Raw genomic sequence first — 18,477 nt, forward strand, 5'->3', positions numbered from 1 at the left:
TTTAAACTGAAAACTACCATTGTGTTTTGTGATTCTTACTAATATTACAATGCTTGTCAGAAGTGGTTATTTAACAATTTCTATTTCATCTTCGCTAAACCATTCTAACTCTAATAAATTAGTCATTAATTGCTCTGCTTTATCAGTATATGCAACAATAGCTAAACTGTCTTTCGCCCTACTACACGCCACATAAAAAAGTCGTGATGTACGATCTATTCCAGTTTCAATACCTCCTGCAATATTCTCATTGTCACCTTTTGTTAGTTCCTTTATACCAAACAGCTTGTCATAGCTGAACATAAATCCTTTAGATTCTTCGTCATCAATAATTACCAAGACTCTTTCAAACTCTAATCCTTTAACTCCCTGATGAGTTCCGAAATTTGAACTGCCAGTTACATAATCATTGTATCTGATTATTTCATCAAAATTGGCATTTAATGCTACATCCCAAGCTAATAATACTTTGCCATCATCCTCATCTTCTTCATTATCTTCCTCTTCACCTAAACTTTTTGTCCTGTCGATAGATATACTTAAATCACTTGGAATAGTAAATATTTCTGATTCCCTAACCTCCAATAGTATATCCATTAAAGTTGGTTGCTTATGATTTTCCCACAAATACAATAACTTGTCAACACTTGTTTTAGCTTTATTTAAGACAGCTTTTTTGTCCACTGCATCAATAATATACCTTTTGTCAAATATGGGGGAATCTCGTTTTACAATGTTGGATATTTCGAATCTATTATTTGCTTTATTAGCATTATATAATTGTAGTATTGTTTTAATAAAGAAATTGACAGAAGATAAATTACCTTGTAGTAAACCTTGTTTTAGTTTATCAACTTGGTATAAAGGATTAAAAAAATTTCCGAACCCCATTCTATTCGCTGCCATGTGATGCTCTAGAGTTAAAGTTTTAATAGAACTGTCATCATTCCATTTTTCATCTTCAGCAAATTCAATCATACTTTCTTTTATCTTTTTTTCTACTGTCATTTTTTCTAATCCTCTTTGGACAATAAAAAATCTGACAGTTCCACCTGACTTTTCAACCCGAGCCAACTGTTGCTGACCATCAATTTCCTTTCTAATTTTATTGTTTAGTTCAATAATTCTAGATTTTGATCGATGATTCATTTGTTTGGCTGGTTTCAACCAATCTTCAGGTAGCTCTTCTCCAAGTTTTTCTTTACCATCACTATAAATACGTTGCATAGTATCACCAAATAACCCTAGTGAAAAAGATTCTTTATATTCAGATTGAATTTTGAAAAGAGCTTCAATTAAATCTTTTTTAGTGTCTTGACTTTCGTCGATTAAAACAATTGGATATTTGTTTATTAAAACTTGCTTAAATAAATCCTTCTCAACTAAAAAATAGCAAGCTATTGATATGACTTCAGAGTGATTTAATGATGCTTTGGTATAATTATCTCCATTGGGATTATATACAAACTTATTTATCGTTGGCAGCGCAAGCAATCTTTTTTTCTTAGATTCTAGTTTTTTCCTGTTAGATATCGCAGTTTTATTATTAGGATCTCTAGCTCTTGACAACTTGTCTTCAAGATCAACAATAGATTCATTCGCATCTTTTTCAATCCATTTTTTTATATCTGCAGTAAAGTTTTTAATTAGTTCCCAGCAAAAACTATGAATCGTACTTACTTCAAAAATTGAATCATAAGATAACCTATGATTAATTTCATCAGCAGCAGCGTTAGTGTAAGTTATTATCGCAATTTTTCGATTCCTAAACTTATATTCATGTCCAAAAGTTTTCTTGAATTTAGTCAAAACGTTAACTAACGTACTTGTTTTGCCAGAACCTGCACCTGCAAAAAGGAAGAAACTCTTTAGGGATATTGGTTTTAAACAATTAAAAATATCCTCATCAATTTGTTTATCAATGTCATTATTTTCAGCTATCATGTTGTTGGAATTTCAGATTCAACAATATTTTTTATCGGTTTTAAAACGTATTCTAACCAATCTAAACCTTCCTTAATGTAAGTTGGAACTTTTAATTCTTCTGGCACTTCGAAATACAAAACATCGAGTGCAAATTCCGCTTTTTTTACGCCTTCACTATTTATAGCTTGATAAGCTTTTTCAGCAACAATATTTACATCATCTTCATTAACGGCTTTAACCATTTTTTTCAACAAGCCTGACTTCGCTTTAATCTCTTTAAACTTCTCAATATTTTCTAGGACTAGTGCATCTTCAAAGGTATAAGGATACACTTTAACTCCTGATAGATCGATCTCTGATTGATAAGCAACTCTAATTGGATAATCTGTCAACAATTTTCCATCAAAGTCTAATTTTATCAGCTCATCAATCTCTGTCAATTTAGGGTTCCAATTTTTTAAAGTGTCATTATTAGTAATTTGATGATTTTTAATTTTTGGTTGACATTTTTTGTATTTATCTTTTGATGGTACTGATGAAGTATCTGAATATTTTTCTTGAGAATCTAAATCTGTTATAATTAAAGTAATTAATCCAAGCTTTTCAATAAGTGGTTTTAATCTATGCGCATGACTTCCTCCAATTTCTAAAATTGTTATGTAGCAACTGTCAAGAATTTCGTGATGATTTTTAATAAAATGAGGAATAAGCATTCTTTCAGCTGGTCCTTCAACTAAAATAGTTGCATCTGCAAAGAACAAATCATTATGTGTTGTATTTAAATATCTAATTACAAATTTTTCAGTTTCTTTTTCTGCTGGTATAGTCGAATCGAATACTGATTTTATACTCAACACCTCAGACGTAGGTGTTGTAGTTGTATTATTATTTCTTTTAAAATATCTTAAACTTTCAAATTTTTGATGTGCAATATAACTAGAGTGGGTACTGATTACTAGCTGAGTAGTGAAATCTGTTTTGATTCCTAAATGTTCATGTGCTCTTAAAATTTCATATGCTTTTTTTATAAAAACTTGCTGTACTTGTGCATGTAGATGAGCTTCGGGTTCTTCTATTAGCACCAAATGGATCGGTTCTATTATATTATCTTTTTCTAATATATTTTTACCATTCATCATCCATTCATCACGGTATCGAATTAATTTAAAAACAATAGAAATTAAATTTTGATAACCTAATCCATTATATTTTTCTGGCAATGTTAACCCTTCTGCTAAATTATATCTAACTGCTGAATCATGATCTAAGCCATCTGTAGCTTTAATAAGTGATGCTAATGTTATTTGTGGATTTCCAAATCCAGGATAATTCAAGTCACTTAACTCCTTTAATGGAGCTTGAAAACTTGAAGTCAAATTATTATTAAATGTAATCTGCGCCTCATTTAGTTTTTCGAGTGCGTCTAAATCTTTTTCATTAGGTTCTATCGAAGGGTTTAAATGTTTGTCATAATAAGAACGAAGTTGGGAAGACAAAGATTTAGTACTGTTCGATTCTGGATTATCTGAATTAGCATCACTAAAACCCCGCTGAGCATTTATTGTGTGAATTTTTATTAAACCATTTAAAGGATTGCCTTCAAGTTCTACGTTGTTATCAGATAAATCCTGTTCTTCATCATATTTATCAGGATCTAATAGATATGATTTTATTTCAAACAAAGTATTTATCTTCTTGTCACAAAATTGCCAAAAACTGATAGGCCACAGTTCTACAGCTTTTCCTGATTTTGTATTAAGATCTATTACTTTTTTTCTCGCAAGATTGTACTCTTCAATAAGTGTTTCTAAGTTTTTAGGGTGTAATACTAATCTTAAACCTAACAAACCTCCATTCCAATCAAGTGACGGTATGATATGACTTACGTATCGTAATTCTTTAATATCTACATTGAACCATAAATCTAAAGACGGTAAATACGGTTCAAGAAGTTTGATACTTTTATCCTCATTTTCTAAAGTTTCTTTCGTAACCCATACTTCAGCAATTCTATTTAGTTCAGTCCAATTTGTAATTGTGAAATCCTGAGTTTTAAATTCTTTTCTTTCTAAAAAGGTAATAAGTGCGTCCATAGCGGTTGTTTTTCCGCTATTATTTGCGCCTACAAATATGGTTTCTTTAGCAGAAAACTCAATTTTACAGGATTTAAGTTTTCTAAAATTTTTTATCCTTACAAAGTCAATTTTCATAGTTTATTTTTATAGAAGAGTTAGTATATCATTCCCATAACACTCCAATAATAAGTGTAGTGTCAGTGTTTCGATTATAGAATACATTTGCTATGCATGTATTGTGCACTATAAATCATTCTAAGGCTACAATACTACATAAAAAAAACTAACATGTATTACGGTTTTCCATAATCCAGAATTATTTAAAACATAAAAAATTAACCTAAGTAGTTCATTAAAAAGCCACTAAGTTAACATTAAAGAATTTCAATCTTATATAGCATCTTTTGTCGCTTTAGAAGGATTTTATTTCAGAAGGTCAATAAAAAAAGGTAAGCAAAATTAGTGGACATCAACAAAAGATGAGCGCATAATGTCAGGTCTCGTACCTCAACCTTCCACCCTTTGGGACTTATAGCCCATCTTTTGTCGATGTCCACTGCCTGAAATGCTTTCTTTTTTTCTTTTTTTTCTTTTAAAATGTATTTAAAATTAATCGTGATAAGTATAATATACTTATGATACTCAAAATATTTTTTCTTAATTTAACTTTGTTTTGACTTAATTACAAGACCTCAATAAATTTCAAAAGAATAACAATCAATAGCTATCATGTTCAAAATATGGTCATGATGTTATTATACTATTTACATTCACTAAATTTGAGTTTGGCTTTAAACGGTTTATATAGTAAAAATCAAATCTAGCAAAACCCAATACCCTAAAAAAGCTACAAAGCGGAACTTCAAATTAATCCACATTATTAAAAATACGCTATATTTTTTTAAGTCTAACATATAATAAAAAAATCAAGACCACCTCGTTCCTGTGGTCTGGCAAGATGAACGGTTGTTAAACAACCGCCTATCTTGCCACCTATTACCTCGGAACTCGGTGGTGGAGACACTAGAAAGAAAAGAGTTTGAAAACAATGAAAATGAAAGATGATGAAAAGAGAAAATTCAAACAGAACACGAATCGTGGGACTGCGATTAACTCCTTTGGAGTATGCCGAACTGGAAAAAAGATTTAGAGCAAGTACCTGCCGAAAATTAAGTGACCATATAAGAAGGCACTTATTTAATAAACCCATTGTAACAACTTACAGGAATGCTTCTTTTGATGATTATATAGAAGAAATAATTACATTGAATAATGAACTTAATTCAATAGGAAATAACATCAACCAAATTGCTAAAAAGATGAATTCTTTTAAGACTATATCCGAATTTAAAACACAGGTATTCTGGTTTGAAGTAGATAAAAAGAAGCTATTCGAAAAAATGGAGGAAATTAAAATACACTCTCAAAAATTCTCAGAGCAATGGTTGCAATTATAAAAACCAGTAATTCAGTACAGCGAATTTTAAACTACAATGAGATAAAAGTAAAAGAAGGAAAAGCAGAATGTATAAGTGCTATTAACTTTCCTCTGGAACTCGACAGGCTTAATTTTACTTTAAAACTTAATCGTTTTACAAAACAGGCTTCGCTTAACGAAAACGTTAAGCGAAACGCTGTACACATATCATTGAATTTTGATCCTTCGGAAAATCATTCCAAAGAAAAACTTACTGAAATTACAAAAGTATATATGGAAAAAATCGGATTTGGAAGACAGCCTTATCTGGTTTATCAGCATAACGATGCTGGGCATCCTCATTGTCATATCGTCACAAATAATATTCAAAGAGATGGAAAAAGAATAGATCTGCATTTACTTGGAATCAAAAAATCAGAACCTGCCAGAAAAGAAATAGAAGAAACCTTTGGACTTGTAAAAGCTGAAAGAAGAAAAGTAAAAGAACAATTTTCTTTACAACCAATTGCAAACCGCAAAGTAGAATATGGAAAAGCAGAGTCCAAAAAAGCTATTAATGGAGTTTTAAACAAAGTTTTATTTGACTATAAGTATTCAAGCCTTCCGGAGCTGAATGCCGTATTAAACCAGTACAATGTTCATGCGGACAGAGGAACAGAAGATTCCAGGGTTTTTAAAAACAATGGACTACTTTATAAAATACTAGATAAAGATTCGAAACCAGTTGGAGTGCCAATCAAAGCAAGTGATTTCTACAGTAAGCCGACTTTAAAATTTCTGGAAGAAAGATTTAAGATCAATGAGGCAAAAAAAGAATCACAAAAAAGTCATGTGAAAAATGCTATAAGAATAGCTTTCTATGATAAAAAAATCATAAATCCAGAAAAATTAGTAAATTCTATTCAAAGCGAAGGCATTCATGTTGTTTTAAGAAAAAGCAAGGATGGACAGCTTTATGGAATAACTTATGTTGATCATAAAACACAATGTGTTTTTAATGGAAGCCAATTGGGAAAAGAATTCAGTGCAAAAGGAATTCTAGAACAATGTGAAAGAAATATTTTTCATCATGAAAAACATTATCAAAAATTAACTTCAATTACTTCTGAAATCATTCCGAATTTAGAATCGAATTTGAATATAAAACCTATTTCTATCGATATTTTAATGCGTGCTGAAAATTCCAATGATTATCTCCCAAAACAACTAAAACAAAACAAGAAGAAAAGAATTCGTAGAAGGATTTAAAAGTTAAAAGTACAGAATTATTCCTCATATTTTTTTACTTTTTTAGTTGATAAATCCAATGTAATATAATTCTAATTTCCCTACTAAAGATTTTTAAACTGTTATGGTTTTCCCTAATTAGATTTCAAATCATTTCATTATGTTTGTATGAATGTACTTTGTGAGAAATAATCTTTTTTTTTGCAATACAAAACTACTAAACTTGATGACATCAAAATTCTCATTTTTACAAAATAATTATCCTGAGCTTTTCAAAATTAGTGAATTAGCGGAAAAATTGTATTATGTTGATCCAAGTTCATCTTTGGCCAAATCAAGGTTATTTTCTGAAAAGACAGCGATCCTAATTTGGCAGTTTGAAAGTTTAGGCTACTTTGACGGAAATCAAGTAGAACGTATTAATCAATTATTTTATGACAATTATATTCCAGAAGTAATAAAAGATTTATTACATGCTATTAGAAAATCAGGAAATAGAGCAACTCATGATGGGAATAGTTCAGAAAATGAAGCTTTATTTATTCTTAAAAAATGTTATCAATTATCTCGATGGTTTTATGAAACTTATGAAAATACTTTTTTAGAAACAGAAGATTACATACTTCCTGAAAATGATCATGTAAAGACTGTTGAAACACTTAATAATGAATTAAGTAAACTTTCAAAAGAAGTTACTGATTATCAATCTAAAATTGAAACATTAAATGCCTCAACAAATGTTATATCTAAGCGAAAAGAAAAATCAAATCAAAACGCCAATAATATAAATCTCGATGAAGCAGACACCAGATTATTATTAATTGATAAACAATTGTCTAGTGCTGGCTGGGAATGTGATTCTATTACAATTAATTATAAAAATAATAAAACACTTCCTGAAAAAGGTAAAAATAAAGCTATTGCAGAATGGCCTTGTAATGGAAAATGGGCAGATTATGCTCTTTTTGTTGGAACAGAATTATATGGAATTGTCGAGGCTAAAAAATATTCCTCTGATATTTCAACTGATTTGCATCAATCAAAAATATATGCAGAATGTTTAGATACATCTTCAAATTTCAAAACATTAGGAGAATGGAATTCGTTTAAAGTTCCGTTTTTATTTTCTACAAATGGAAGAACTTATATTGAGCAACTAAAAACTAGAAGTGGAATTTGGTTTTTAGATGTAAGAAAGGAACGTAATAGAGCCTATCCTTTAAGAGGATGGTTTTCACCAGAAGGAATTGTTGAACAATTTTCAAGGGATATCGAAAAAGCAAACACGCGATTAGAAGAAAGTAATTACGATTATTTACAAAATCCTAATGGATTAGGATTACGGTATTATCAAATTGATGCAATAAAAGCGGTTGAAGATAAGATTATTAATAATCCTGATGATAAGCGTTCCCTTTTAGTAATGGCAACTGGAACTGGTAAAACGAGAACAACTATAGGCCTTGTTTACAGAATGATTAAATCGGATCGTTTTAAGCGAATTCTATTTTTAACTGATCGTAGGTTATTAGCTCTTCAGGCTTTAGGTAACTTTAAAGACAATAAAGTTGAAGACATTAATACTTTCTCCAATATCTATAAAATGGAGGAAATGAAAAATGTTATTCCTGAAGCTGATACCCGCCTGCATTTTGCCACCGTCCAAAGTATGGTAAAACGATTGTTTTATTCTGAAAAGGAGATTTTACCAATAGATACTTATGATTGTATTATTATTGATGAAGCTCACCGAGGGTATAACTTAGACAAAGAAATCAATGAAGAAGATTTAACCTTTAAAGATGAAAATGATTATGTTGGACAGTATAAAAGAGTAATCGAATATTTTAATGCTTACATTGTTGGCTTAACAGCAACACCTGCCTTACATACAACCGAAATTTTTGGAAAACCAGTTCATAATTATTCTTATCGTGAGGCAGTTATTGACGGATTTCTAACAGATCATGAACCTCCATATATTATTAAAACAAAATTAAGTGAAGAAGGAATATTATGGGAAAAAGGAGAAAAACCTAAAATATTAAATTCTGAAACCAATCAAATAGAAGAATTAGCAGAGTTAGAAGATGAATTACACATAGAAATTGAGCAATTCAATAAATTAGTAATTACCGAATCCTTTAATCGTGCCGTAATTAAAGATTTAGTTCAAAGATTAGATCCTGAGGGCGATGAAAAAACATTAATTTTTGCTGTTCGTGATAGCCATGCCGATTTAATTGTACAATTACTTTTTGAAGAATTTGAGGCTATAGGGGTTGAAGTACCGCAAGATTCAATACAAAAACTTACAGGAAAAGTATACGAAGTAGAAAACTTAACCAAACGTTTTAAAAACGAAAAGTTTCCAAACATTGTAGTTACTGTAGATTTATTGACTACTGGAATTGACGTTCCTCAAATAGTAAATTTAGTATTTATCCGTAGAGTGCGTTCTCGTATTCTTTTTGAACAAATGTTAGGCAGAGCTACAAGATTATGTCCTGAAATTGACAAACAATTCTTTAAAATTTACGATGCAGTTAGAGTTTATGAAGCCTTAGAAGATTATACTCAAATGAAAACAGTTTCAAATCCTTCTATTTCCTTTCAGAAATTGATTGAAGAATTAGAATATATTGATACGCCTGAACGCGCTAAAAAACAATTAGAACAAATTGTAGCTAAGTTACAACGTAAAAAGAAACAAATTAATGAAGGTCAACTCGAACAGTTCATGTATTTGGCCAAAGGAGATTCGCCTGAAGAATTTATTGAAAATTTACTAGAAATTGAAGATAATAATATCAAAAAGGTTTTAGCTAATTATGCCAGCCTTTGGGATTTTCTGGATAAAAAAATATATCAACCAAAAATGCAATTAGTTTCAGAGCATCTAGATGAAGTTACCGGAATAGAGCGGGGTTATGGAAAAGCTGAAAAACCAGAAGATTACATTAAAGGATTTAAAAAATTTATTGAAGAAAATCGAAATCAAATAGTGGCTCTAAAGACTATCTGTACAAAGCCATCTGAACTTGATAGAAAGTCACTAAAAGAATTGAAACTTTTACTAGATCAGAAAGGTTATAATGAAATTACTTTGACCACAGCCTGGAAAACTGTAAAAAATGAAGATTTAGCAGCCGATATTATTTCTTTTATTAGAACCCTAGCATTAGACACCGACTTGATAAGTCATGAAGATCGTATTAAAAATGCAGTTACTAAAGTAAAAAATAGTCGTTCATGGAATGCTACTCAAATAAAATGGCTTGATCGTTTTGAAAAGCAATTGTTAGTAGAGACAGTACTGACCAAAGCCGATTTAGACACCAAACCATTTAGTGATGAAGGAGGATTTACCCGTTTAAATAAAATTTTTGAAAATGACTTAGAAAACATTTTAGTTGTTTTAAATGAAAATTTATATACTGCATAATTATCTCTATCTAAAGAAAACAATAATACCATAATAAATAATTTGAGGAATCTCCTCGCAATAAATAAACAATGAGCGCACAAGAAATAGCCAACAAACTCTGGAATCTTTGTAATGTATTACGTGATGATGGTGTAACCTATCACGAATATTTAAATGAGTTGACCTATATTCTTTTTCTAAAATTAAGTGAAGTAAAAGGTTTTGATGATAAAATTCCCACAGAATATAAATGGCAGTATTTTGTAAATGAACATGATAATAATGAAGCTTTCGCTCGTTACCGTGAATTCTTAGCAACTGTTAGTGATAAAACTCAAAGCCAAAGCATAAAAGAAATATATAGCAACGCCTCAACAAGCTTACGTAAACCAGTAAATTTTCGTTCTCTTGTGACAGCTATAGATAAACTAGATTGGTACGAAGAAGACGATCGTGATGTAATGGGAGACATTTACGAAAGCCTTTTAGAAAAAAATGCGGGAGAAAAGAAAAGTGGCGCCGGACAGTACTTCACTCCTCGCCCATTGATTAATATCATGGTTGATTTAATGGTGCCTAAATTGGGAGAACGCTGGACTGACCCTGCCGCAGGAACATTTGGTTTTATGATTTCTGCAGATCATTATTTACGACGTAAAACGGATAGTTATTTTCATTTATCTGAAAAAGACAGGCATTTTCAAACAACTCAAGCTTTTTCTGGCGTCGAGTTAGTTCCTGATGCACATAGACTAGCATTGATGAACGCTCGTTTACACGGAATGGAAAGCACTATATATTTAGCAGATACCTTAACCGAATTTGGTAAAGGTTTAAAAGATTTTGACGGTGTTTTGGCTAATCCTCCGTTTGGAACTAAACAAGGAGGTGAACGCCCAACACGAGACGATTTTACATTCCCGACAAGTAACAAACAATTAAACTTTTTACAGCATATTTATCGTAGTTTAAAAAAAGACGGAAAAGCAAGAGCTGCAGTAGTTTTGCCTGATAACGTATTATTTGAAGATGGCGATGGACAAAAAATACGTCGTGACTTAATGGACAAATGCAATCTGCATACAATTTTACGTTTACCAACTGGTATTTTTTATGCCGCTGGTATAAAAACCAACGTATTATTTTTTACTAGAGAAAAAACTGAAAGCAACAATACCCAAAATGTTTGGTTCTACGATATGCGTACCAATGCTCCAAGCTATGGTAAACGTACTCCTTTTAATGAAAAGGCTTTTGAAGATTTTGTTTTTGCCTACACTGGTGGAATATCATTTGACAAAGTTGAAAAAGAATATGATGGATTAGTTTCTGATGCAAAACGAAAAAATATTAAAGATCAAAGATGGCATAGTATTTCGCGTTCTGAAATTGAGAAGAAAAATTACAGCTTAGATTTAGGTTTAATTGCTGATAATACTTTAACAAACTCTGATGATTTAGGCGAACCAATTGATATTGCTAAAGAAGCACTTTTAGAATTGCAAAGTATTACGGAGCAATTAAATGCAATGATTAAAGAATTGAAGTAATGGAAGAGCAATTGCCTAAAAATTGGGTTAAAACTAATTTAGAAAATCTATTCAACTTATATTATGGAAAAGGATTATCTACTTCTGAATTAACTGATGAAGGATTTGATGTTTATGGAGCTAATGGAATAATTGGTAAATATTCAAAATATTCTTTTGAAAATTCGAAAATTATTATTTCTTGCCGTGGTGCAGCAAGTGGAGCCATTCACAAAACAAATTACAAATCATATATTACAAGTAATTCAATTATTCTTGACGAATTATCAAAAGAATTAATCAACTTGGATTTTGTAAAATATGTAATGGCCAGTATAGATAAATCAATTGTTATTACTGGGACAGCACAACCGCAAATAACAATTCAACTTTTAAAATATATACAATTTCCGCTAGCACCACTTGCAGAACAAAATCGTATTGCAAAAAAATTAGATACAATTTTTGCCCAACTTGAAAGAATAAAAACAAGAATCAAGAATTTAAAAGACATTTCAAATAGGTTTACATATTCTTGTTTGGTAGATTCAAAGAACAATAAGTTTCATGAGAGAGAAAAAATAGGGCAGTATTTAGAAGAAAGAACTGATAGAATTGGAGCCAATTGGAAAAACCTAAGGCTTATTGGAGTTTCTGCTAAAGAAGGCATAACAAACTTAAGGATTGGACAAAAAGAATCTTTTGAAAAATACAAAATTGTAAGACCTGGAGATTTTATATACAATACAATGAGAGTTAATATAGGATCAATCGCAATTTATGATGGAACTGAAAATGCTCTAACTAGTCCTGACTATGTAGTATTTAATGTTAGCAAACATCTTTCCCCACGTTTGTTGTTAAATTTTTTAAAATCAGACCAAGGATTGTTAGAAATTGGTGCAAATACAAAAGGCAGTGTTAGGGCACGATTATATTTTAAAGCATTATCAGAAGTAAGAATGCCAATTGCCCCAATCAAAATCCAAAATTTTGCAGAGACTTTTCTAAAAGGCTTCAATAGTACTTTGAATTCTTTAAATACTCTTAAAGAAACGTCGTTTGACAAACTTTCTCCATCTATTCTAGCAAAAGCCGTTAAAGGTGAGTTAGTGCCGCAGTTGGATAGTGATGGTCATGCCAGCGAGTTGCTTCTACAAATACAGGAGCTGAAAGGTCAATCCATAAACACAAATAAGAAATAATTATCGATTATGAGAATTAAATCATTGTGGGTTTCAGAATATAAAAACTTAAAAAATATTGATTTGAAATTTAATTCAAATCTTATAACTCTTTTGGTTGGAAAAAATGGCGTGGGCAAATCAAACTTAATAGAAATTTTAGGGTTATTATTCAAAAATTTTGATTTACTAAATACAGAAGAAGAATTTGTTTATTGGGAATATGGAAATGAGCGAAAAAAATTTCAATACAGTATTAATTATGAGTGTTATGATGATGATATTTTAATTGAATGTACAGAAACTAATTTTACAATAAGCACAAGGGCATTAGCTTCAGGAGAAAGTATTGATTTTAAGATACTCGATTTTAAAGAATTTATTAAAAATAGAAAAACAAAATATATACCTAAATATATTATTGGTTATTATTCTGGAGAGAATAAGAGAATAAGGAATATACTAAAAGAGCATGAAGATCAACAAAAAGATATTTTAAAGAACTTTCATCGCAAAAAGAAAGAAGAACAGGATTCTGGATTGCGAAGAATGTTGTTTACAGAGAATCATCATAGCCAATTGCTATTACTGACTCTGGTTTTATTCAGAGAAGATTCCAACTTCAAAGATAAAATAGATGATTTGTTAAAGAATTATTTAGGAATAGAAAATATTGAAAATTTCAGTATTCTCTTTAATAATCCTGATTGGGATTATAAAAATGTCGATGGAAAGGATAGAGGAATGGATTATCTGATTTCTAACATTGGAGATAAAGAAGAAGTGAAAAATCCATTTTGGAATGTTAAAGGTAAAATCAATTGGTTATTAACAAGACTATATAATCATCAAATTGACAATAGTTCCGAACCTATTTATTATGATAATGAAGGAGATGATGAGAGACGATTCGTAAAAGAATTCTTGCTCTTTGATAAGATAAAATTTGATGTATTTATTGATGAAGTTACAAAATATTATAAGCATCCCATTGATTTTTTTGATGCCCTTGAATCCACAACTATAATTGATATTCTTAAAGCAATAACCTTCAAGGTAAGAAAAAAAGATATTAAAGATCTAATTGAATTTGATCAATTAAGTGAAGGAGAACAGCAGTTATTAACTGTTTTTGGTCTTTTATTAGTTGTCGGAACAGATGAATGCTTATTTCTTCTTGATGAGCCAGATACCCATCTAAATCCTGATTGGCAAAGAGATTATATTGAACTTTTAAAAAGATTTAATACAAATAGCTTTGATAGTCATATTTTTGTTGCTACACATAGCCCTCTTATAGTTCAAAACTCTGTTGATTCTGAAATTCTTCTACACAGAAAAGAAGATAATGAAATTATTATAGAAGAATCTGAGATAGAGTTTGATACTTGGAGAATAGATCATGTCTTAACAAGTAAATATTTTGGTTTAGAAAGCGCAAGACCAAAAAACAAAAAGACTGATAGTTTTTTTGCAATGAGAAAGCTTTTCCTAGAAGGAAAACTTTCGGATGAAGAAAAAGAAAAAATGAAAGAATTAAGGATTGGACACTTATTCCCTTCTGGTGAAACATATAATGATTTAATAGTTTTATCAAAGATATTGAAAGAAGATGATCCAAATTAATAAACCAATAATTGGACCTATTATTCCATACTCGATAGGTAGAGTTGGACAATGTAAACTTGTAAATCATACTCAAAGTTTATTAGATCAGTATATGGTGGATAATGATAAATTTAACAATCCCAACCGCAGATGGAGACCATCTCAAAGTGTTTATGGTCATAATATAATCAAAGATTTTTTAAAGCGAAATATTCAAAAAAACAAATGTTGTTATTGTGAAAAGGAGATTTTAAGTAGTTATGAAGTTGAACACTATAGACCATGCGCAGCATATCAACAAGATTATAACGGACAAACTTATAAGCCAGGATATTATTGGTTATCTTATAATTGGAGTAATTTATTCTATTCTTGTTCTAGTTGTAATAAAAGTAAAGGCGAATATTTTCCTTTAGCAAATAATTTAAATAGAAGTATTCCTCATATTGTTAATCAAAATTGTGAGAATGAAATTCCACTTCTAATCGATTTAGTAAATGAAGACCCAAGAGCTTTCATTTTTTATGATGGTTTAGACCCAAAAGGAACAAATGAAAATTTTGATAGAGGAGAACTGATGATTAAAGCTGTAGGGTTAAGAAATCAAGACATGTATGATGAAAGAATTTCTCACTGGAATAAAATTTTAGCTCATAAAAAGTTCGTTGAAAAAGTTATTAATAGGATGAATGATGAAAACAAAGCAAAAGAAATTAATGATTACACAACTTACCTTGATGAAAAATGTAATCCAGAATTACCTTTCTCTACTTTAATTTCAGACAATAGAGCATTTTTTGAATTAGAATTAGTTTAATATACAGAGAATTTAAATACAAATCTAAATGACACTAAACGAAGTAGTACAAAATATAGATGTCTGGACAAACTGGGTAAACTCATATAAAAATTACGTTCCTAAATTTATTGAAGAAGCACAGAATAAAGAAAAATGGGAGGATTGGAATAAAGATATTTTTAGAGAATTTTTTGAACAAGGCAGAAATCAATGTGTCTCTTCATTGCAGCAAGGATATTTTACAAATGATGAAAAAGCAAAGATTAAAAAAAATTGGCATGAAATAGCACCATTACTAAAAAAAATTGCAATTAGTCAAGATAGGCCACTATTTGATGTCTATGAATTAATAGAAAGAAATATAAGGAAGTATACAACTCTACATAGAAGAGCATCAACTTATAGATTAATAGCAGGGCTCCAACCGAAATTATTATCTACTGTAGTTAATAAGAATAATTTGGCTGAATTGTTTTATTATTTAAAAAAGTATGTGGATGAACCTTTACCTGAATTTAGTGGGAATTGGTACAAAGACAGTTACAATATAGCACAATATTACAAAGAACACATTAAAGTTGATAATCTCATGGATTTGATTGCCTATCCATGGCAATCATTGGTTCATTTTAAAGAGGAAGCTACTATTACATCAAATGAAATGAGTGAAACAGACATAAAAAACAGTATTGATTCTAATTCGTTGAATCAAATTTTATATGGCCCTCCAGGAACAGGAAAGACCTACGCAACTAAAGAGTTGGCTGTGAAAATTGCTAATCCAAATTTTGTTTTAGATACATCATGGGATGATGAAAAAAAGCGAAAAGAAATCGTTAAAGAATATGATATTTTGTTTGAATCAGGACAAATTATTTTCACCACTTTTCATCAGAGTATGAGTTATGAGGATTTTGTAGAAGGTATAAAACCAAAAACAATAAATAATCAAGTTGAGTACGAAGTTGAAGACGGTATTTTTAAACAAATCTGTCAAAAAGCAAGTGTCAAAAATGGCAATTTTGATGATGTTATAGAAAAGTTGAAGCACGACATATCTGAGTTAGATGGAAAACCTGCACTTACCATTAAATACGCTAACAATTCTTTTTTAGTAGTATATAGAGGAACTAGTGTGTTTTATGTTCAGCCTCAAAATACAACTAAAGATAATCCTTGGTATCCAGTAAATATTAACAATATGCGTATTGCATTTGATACAGATGATTATTCGAGGTTATATAATCCCACTTACATTAGAGAGATACTAAACTATTTAGTTAAAGAATATGCTTTAGTCAAAGGCAAAAGAGAAAGCAAAAAAAATTATGTGTTAATTATTGATGAAATTAATAGAGGCAATGTTTCTGCTATTTTTGGGGAATTAATAACCTTGTTAGAAACCGATAAACGCATCGGAGAAAATGAGCAGATTTTTTTAGATCTACCGTATTCTAAAAATGAAAAGTTTGGTGTTCCAAATAATTTATATCTAATAGGTACAATGAATACTGCGGACCGTAGTGTGGAGGCATTAGATACTGCCTTGAGAAGACGCTTTTCATTTACTGAAGTTATGCCCGAGCCAAAACTACTAGAAGGAAAATTTGTTGATGGTATAGCATTGGATAAATTATTAGAAAAGATTAACAAAAGAGTTGAAATTTTGTTAGACAGAGACCATACTATTGGGCATTCTTATTTTATTAAATTAAAAAAAGATGATATTGAAGGTCTAAAGCAAGTTTTTAAAAACTGTATTATACCATTACTTCAAGAATATTTTTATGGTGATTATGAAAAAATAGGGATGATTATAGGCAATGGTTTTTTTGACGAAACGGAAAAATACGATAGTGATGTTTTCGCTTCATTTACTAGTCAAAATTACCCAGAAAGTGGAAAGTTGTTGAGGTTGAAAAATATAGATGAAGATTTTGATATTATTTATGCAATAAAAAAATTATTAAACATAAAAGAAGAAAAAAAGACCGATGCCTAAAATTCAAGTTTTTGAACACAGCTTTTTATCTATTGAAGGAAAGTTTAAACAAAACCATTTTGTCGCATTGTCTAAATTGAATGCATTACATAATGACAAGTATTTTGATATACGCCATAATGGTGTAAAATTTAAGCAATTTGTTGGAGTAATTCAGGTTGATGGTTTAACAATTGAGATCTTGCCTAAAATAGATAACGATGGTAAGAGTTTTAATGTTTGGCAAAAAGCATTAATCAAAATGCTTCGTGTAACTAAAAAACTAAAAGTTCAAAAATTAGATAATGCAGATGTAAATAGACAAAATATTCATCTCTTAGATATTTACTTTGAATGGTTTTTAAACGAAGTTCAATTACTAATTCATCAGGGATTAATAAAACAATATTATACAGAGACTAGTAACGTAAATGCCTTAAAAGGAAAACTGGAATTTGCGGGACACATCAGCAAGAATCTGGTTCATAAAGAGCGTTTTTATACTACGCACCAAGTTTATGATAAAGATCATTCGGTACATCAAATACTATCGAAAGCATTGGGTATTGTAGAAAAATGTACAAAAGGCAATTATTTATATTCCAAATGCAAAACCGTACAACTTGATTTTCCAGAAGTAAAAAATATTTCGGTTAACGAAGCAGCGTTTTCTAAAATTCCTAAAACGAGAAAAACGACTCCTTATGAAACGGCTTTGGCAATTTCAAAGTTCATCATATTAAATTTCGCACCCAATATTTCTAGTGGTTCAGAAAATATGTTAGCTTTATTATTTGATATGAATAATTTATGGGAAGAATATATTTTAGCCAGACTAAAACAATCTGATAAAGGCTTAACTGTTTACGGTCAGCAATCTCGTCATTTTTGGGATGGTATTTCAATACGACCTGATATTGTATTAGATAATGGATCAGATAAATTTATTATCGATACAAAATGGAAAAATATAGCTTACAGCCAACCTTCAACACACGATTTACGTCAAATGTATGTTTATAATGATTACTGGAAATCTACAAAAGCAATGCTACTATATCCATCAAACGAAACTAAATTTGAAGGATTTGTAAAATTCCAAGATCATCATATTCATAAAAGCATTGAAATAAAACAACATGAATGCGGAGTTGGTAAAATTTCAATTTTCGAAGATGGAACAGATATTTTAGATAAAAATATAGGAGATAAGATTATAGATTGGTTTTTAATAGATAAATTCAAAACATAAAAGTGAATTAACTACTTATCTGACATTGCAA

Annotated in this window: 11 protein-coding genes; 9 read left to right on the forward strand and 2 right to left on the reverse strand. The window is 30.1% G+C overall.

Annotation, left to right across the window (positions count from 1 at the left end; all coding sequences use genetic code 11):
* Positions 1 to 66: 66 nt before the first annotated feature.
* Positions 67 to 1,944, reverse strand: a complete 1,878-nt coding sequence (locus Q7C23_RS04295) for a UvrD-helicase domain-containing protein (RefSeq protein ID WP_375031341.1) — start codon at positions 1,942 to 1,944, stop codon at positions 67 to 69.
* Entirely contained in the window at positions 1,941 to 4,136 is a 2,196-nt protein-coding gene (locus Q7C23_RS04300; RefSeq protein ID WP_375031342.1) for an ATP-dependent endonuclease, read from the reverse strand. Before Q7C23_RS04300 ends, Q7C23_RS04295 begins: the two co-directional genes overlap by 4 nt.
* A gap of 926 nt (positions 4,137 to 5,062) precedes the next feature.
* On the opposite strand from Q7C23_RS04300, the gene mobC reads away from it, so the two are divergent.
* From mobC to Q7C23_RS04345, 9 genes are all read left to right on the forward strand, one after another.
* On the forward strand, positions 5,063 to 5,458 hold the full coding sequence (gene mobC / locus Q7C23_RS04305) for a plasmid mobilization relaxosome protein MobC (protein ID WP_375031343.1): 396 nt from the start codon (positions 5,063 to 5,065) through the stop codon (positions 5,456 to 5,458).
* Positions 5,443 to 6,687, forward strand: coding sequence for a relaxase/mobilization nuclease domain-containing protein (locus tag Q7C23_RS04310; RefSeq protein WP_375031344.1), 1,245 nt, complete (start codon positions 5,443 to 5,445; stop codon positions 6,685 to 6,687). The genes mobC and Q7C23_RS04310 overlap by 16 nt, the downstream gene beginning before the upstream one ends.
* A 205-nt stretch (positions 6,688 to 6,892) precedes the next feature.
* Positions 6,893 to 10,111: a type I restriction-modification system endonuclease gene (gene hsdR, locus Q7C23_RS04315; RefSeq protein ID WP_375031345.1), complete on the forward strand. Its 3,219-nt coding sequence runs from the start codon at positions 6,893 to 6,895 to the stop codon at positions 10,109 to 10,111.
* Between the two features lie 71 nt (positions 10,112 to 10,182).
* Positions 10,183 to 11,643, forward strand: a complete 1,461-nt coding sequence (locus Q7C23_RS04320; protein ID WP_375031346.1) for an N-6 DNA methylase — start codon at positions 10,183 to 10,185, stop codon at positions 11,641 to 11,643.
* Positions 11,643 to 12,827: a restriction endonuclease subunit S gene (locus tag Q7C23_RS04325; protein ID WP_375031347.1), complete on the forward strand. Its 1,185-nt coding sequence runs from the start codon at positions 11,643 to 11,645 to the stop codon at positions 12,825 to 12,827. The genes Q7C23_RS04320 and Q7C23_RS04325 overlap by 1 nt, the downstream gene beginning before the upstream one ends.
* Before the next feature lie 9 nt (positions 12,828 to 12,836).
* The gene (locus tag Q7C23_RS04330; protein ID WP_375031348.1) at positions 12,837 to 14,432 is read left to right on the forward strand and encodes an AAA family ATPase; all 1,596 of its coding nucleotides are present in this window, start codon (positions 12,837 to 12,839) and stop codon (positions 14,430 to 14,432) included.
* On the forward strand, positions 14,419 to 15,231 hold the full coding sequence (locus tag Q7C23_RS04335; RefSeq protein WP_375031349.1) for a hypothetical protein: 813 nt from the start codon (positions 14,419 to 14,421) through the stop codon (positions 15,229 to 15,231). Before Q7C23_RS04330 ends, Q7C23_RS04335 begins: the two co-directional genes overlap by 14 nt.
* 28 nt (positions 15,232 to 15,259) lie before the next feature.
* The gene (locus tag Q7C23_RS04340; protein WP_375031350.1) at positions 15,260 to 17,215 is read left to right on the forward strand and encodes an McrB family protein; all 1,956 of its coding nucleotides are present in this window, start codon (positions 15,260 to 15,262) and stop codon (positions 17,213 to 17,215) included.
* Complete coding sequence (locus Q7C23_RS04345; RefSeq protein ID WP_375031351.1) at positions 17,208 to 18,446, forward strand: McrC family protein; 1,239 nt, start codon at positions 17,208 to 17,210, stop codon at positions 18,444 to 18,446. The genes Q7C23_RS04340 and Q7C23_RS04345 overlap by 8 nt, the downstream gene beginning before the upstream one ends.
* The last annotated feature ends 31 nt before the right edge of the window (positions 18,447 to 18,477 follow it).

The sequence above is a fragment of the Flavobacterium sp. LAR06 genome (assembly GCF_041946075.1).
GTDB lineage: Bacteria > Bacteroidota > Bacteroidia > Flavobacteriales > Flavobacteriaceae > Flavobacterium.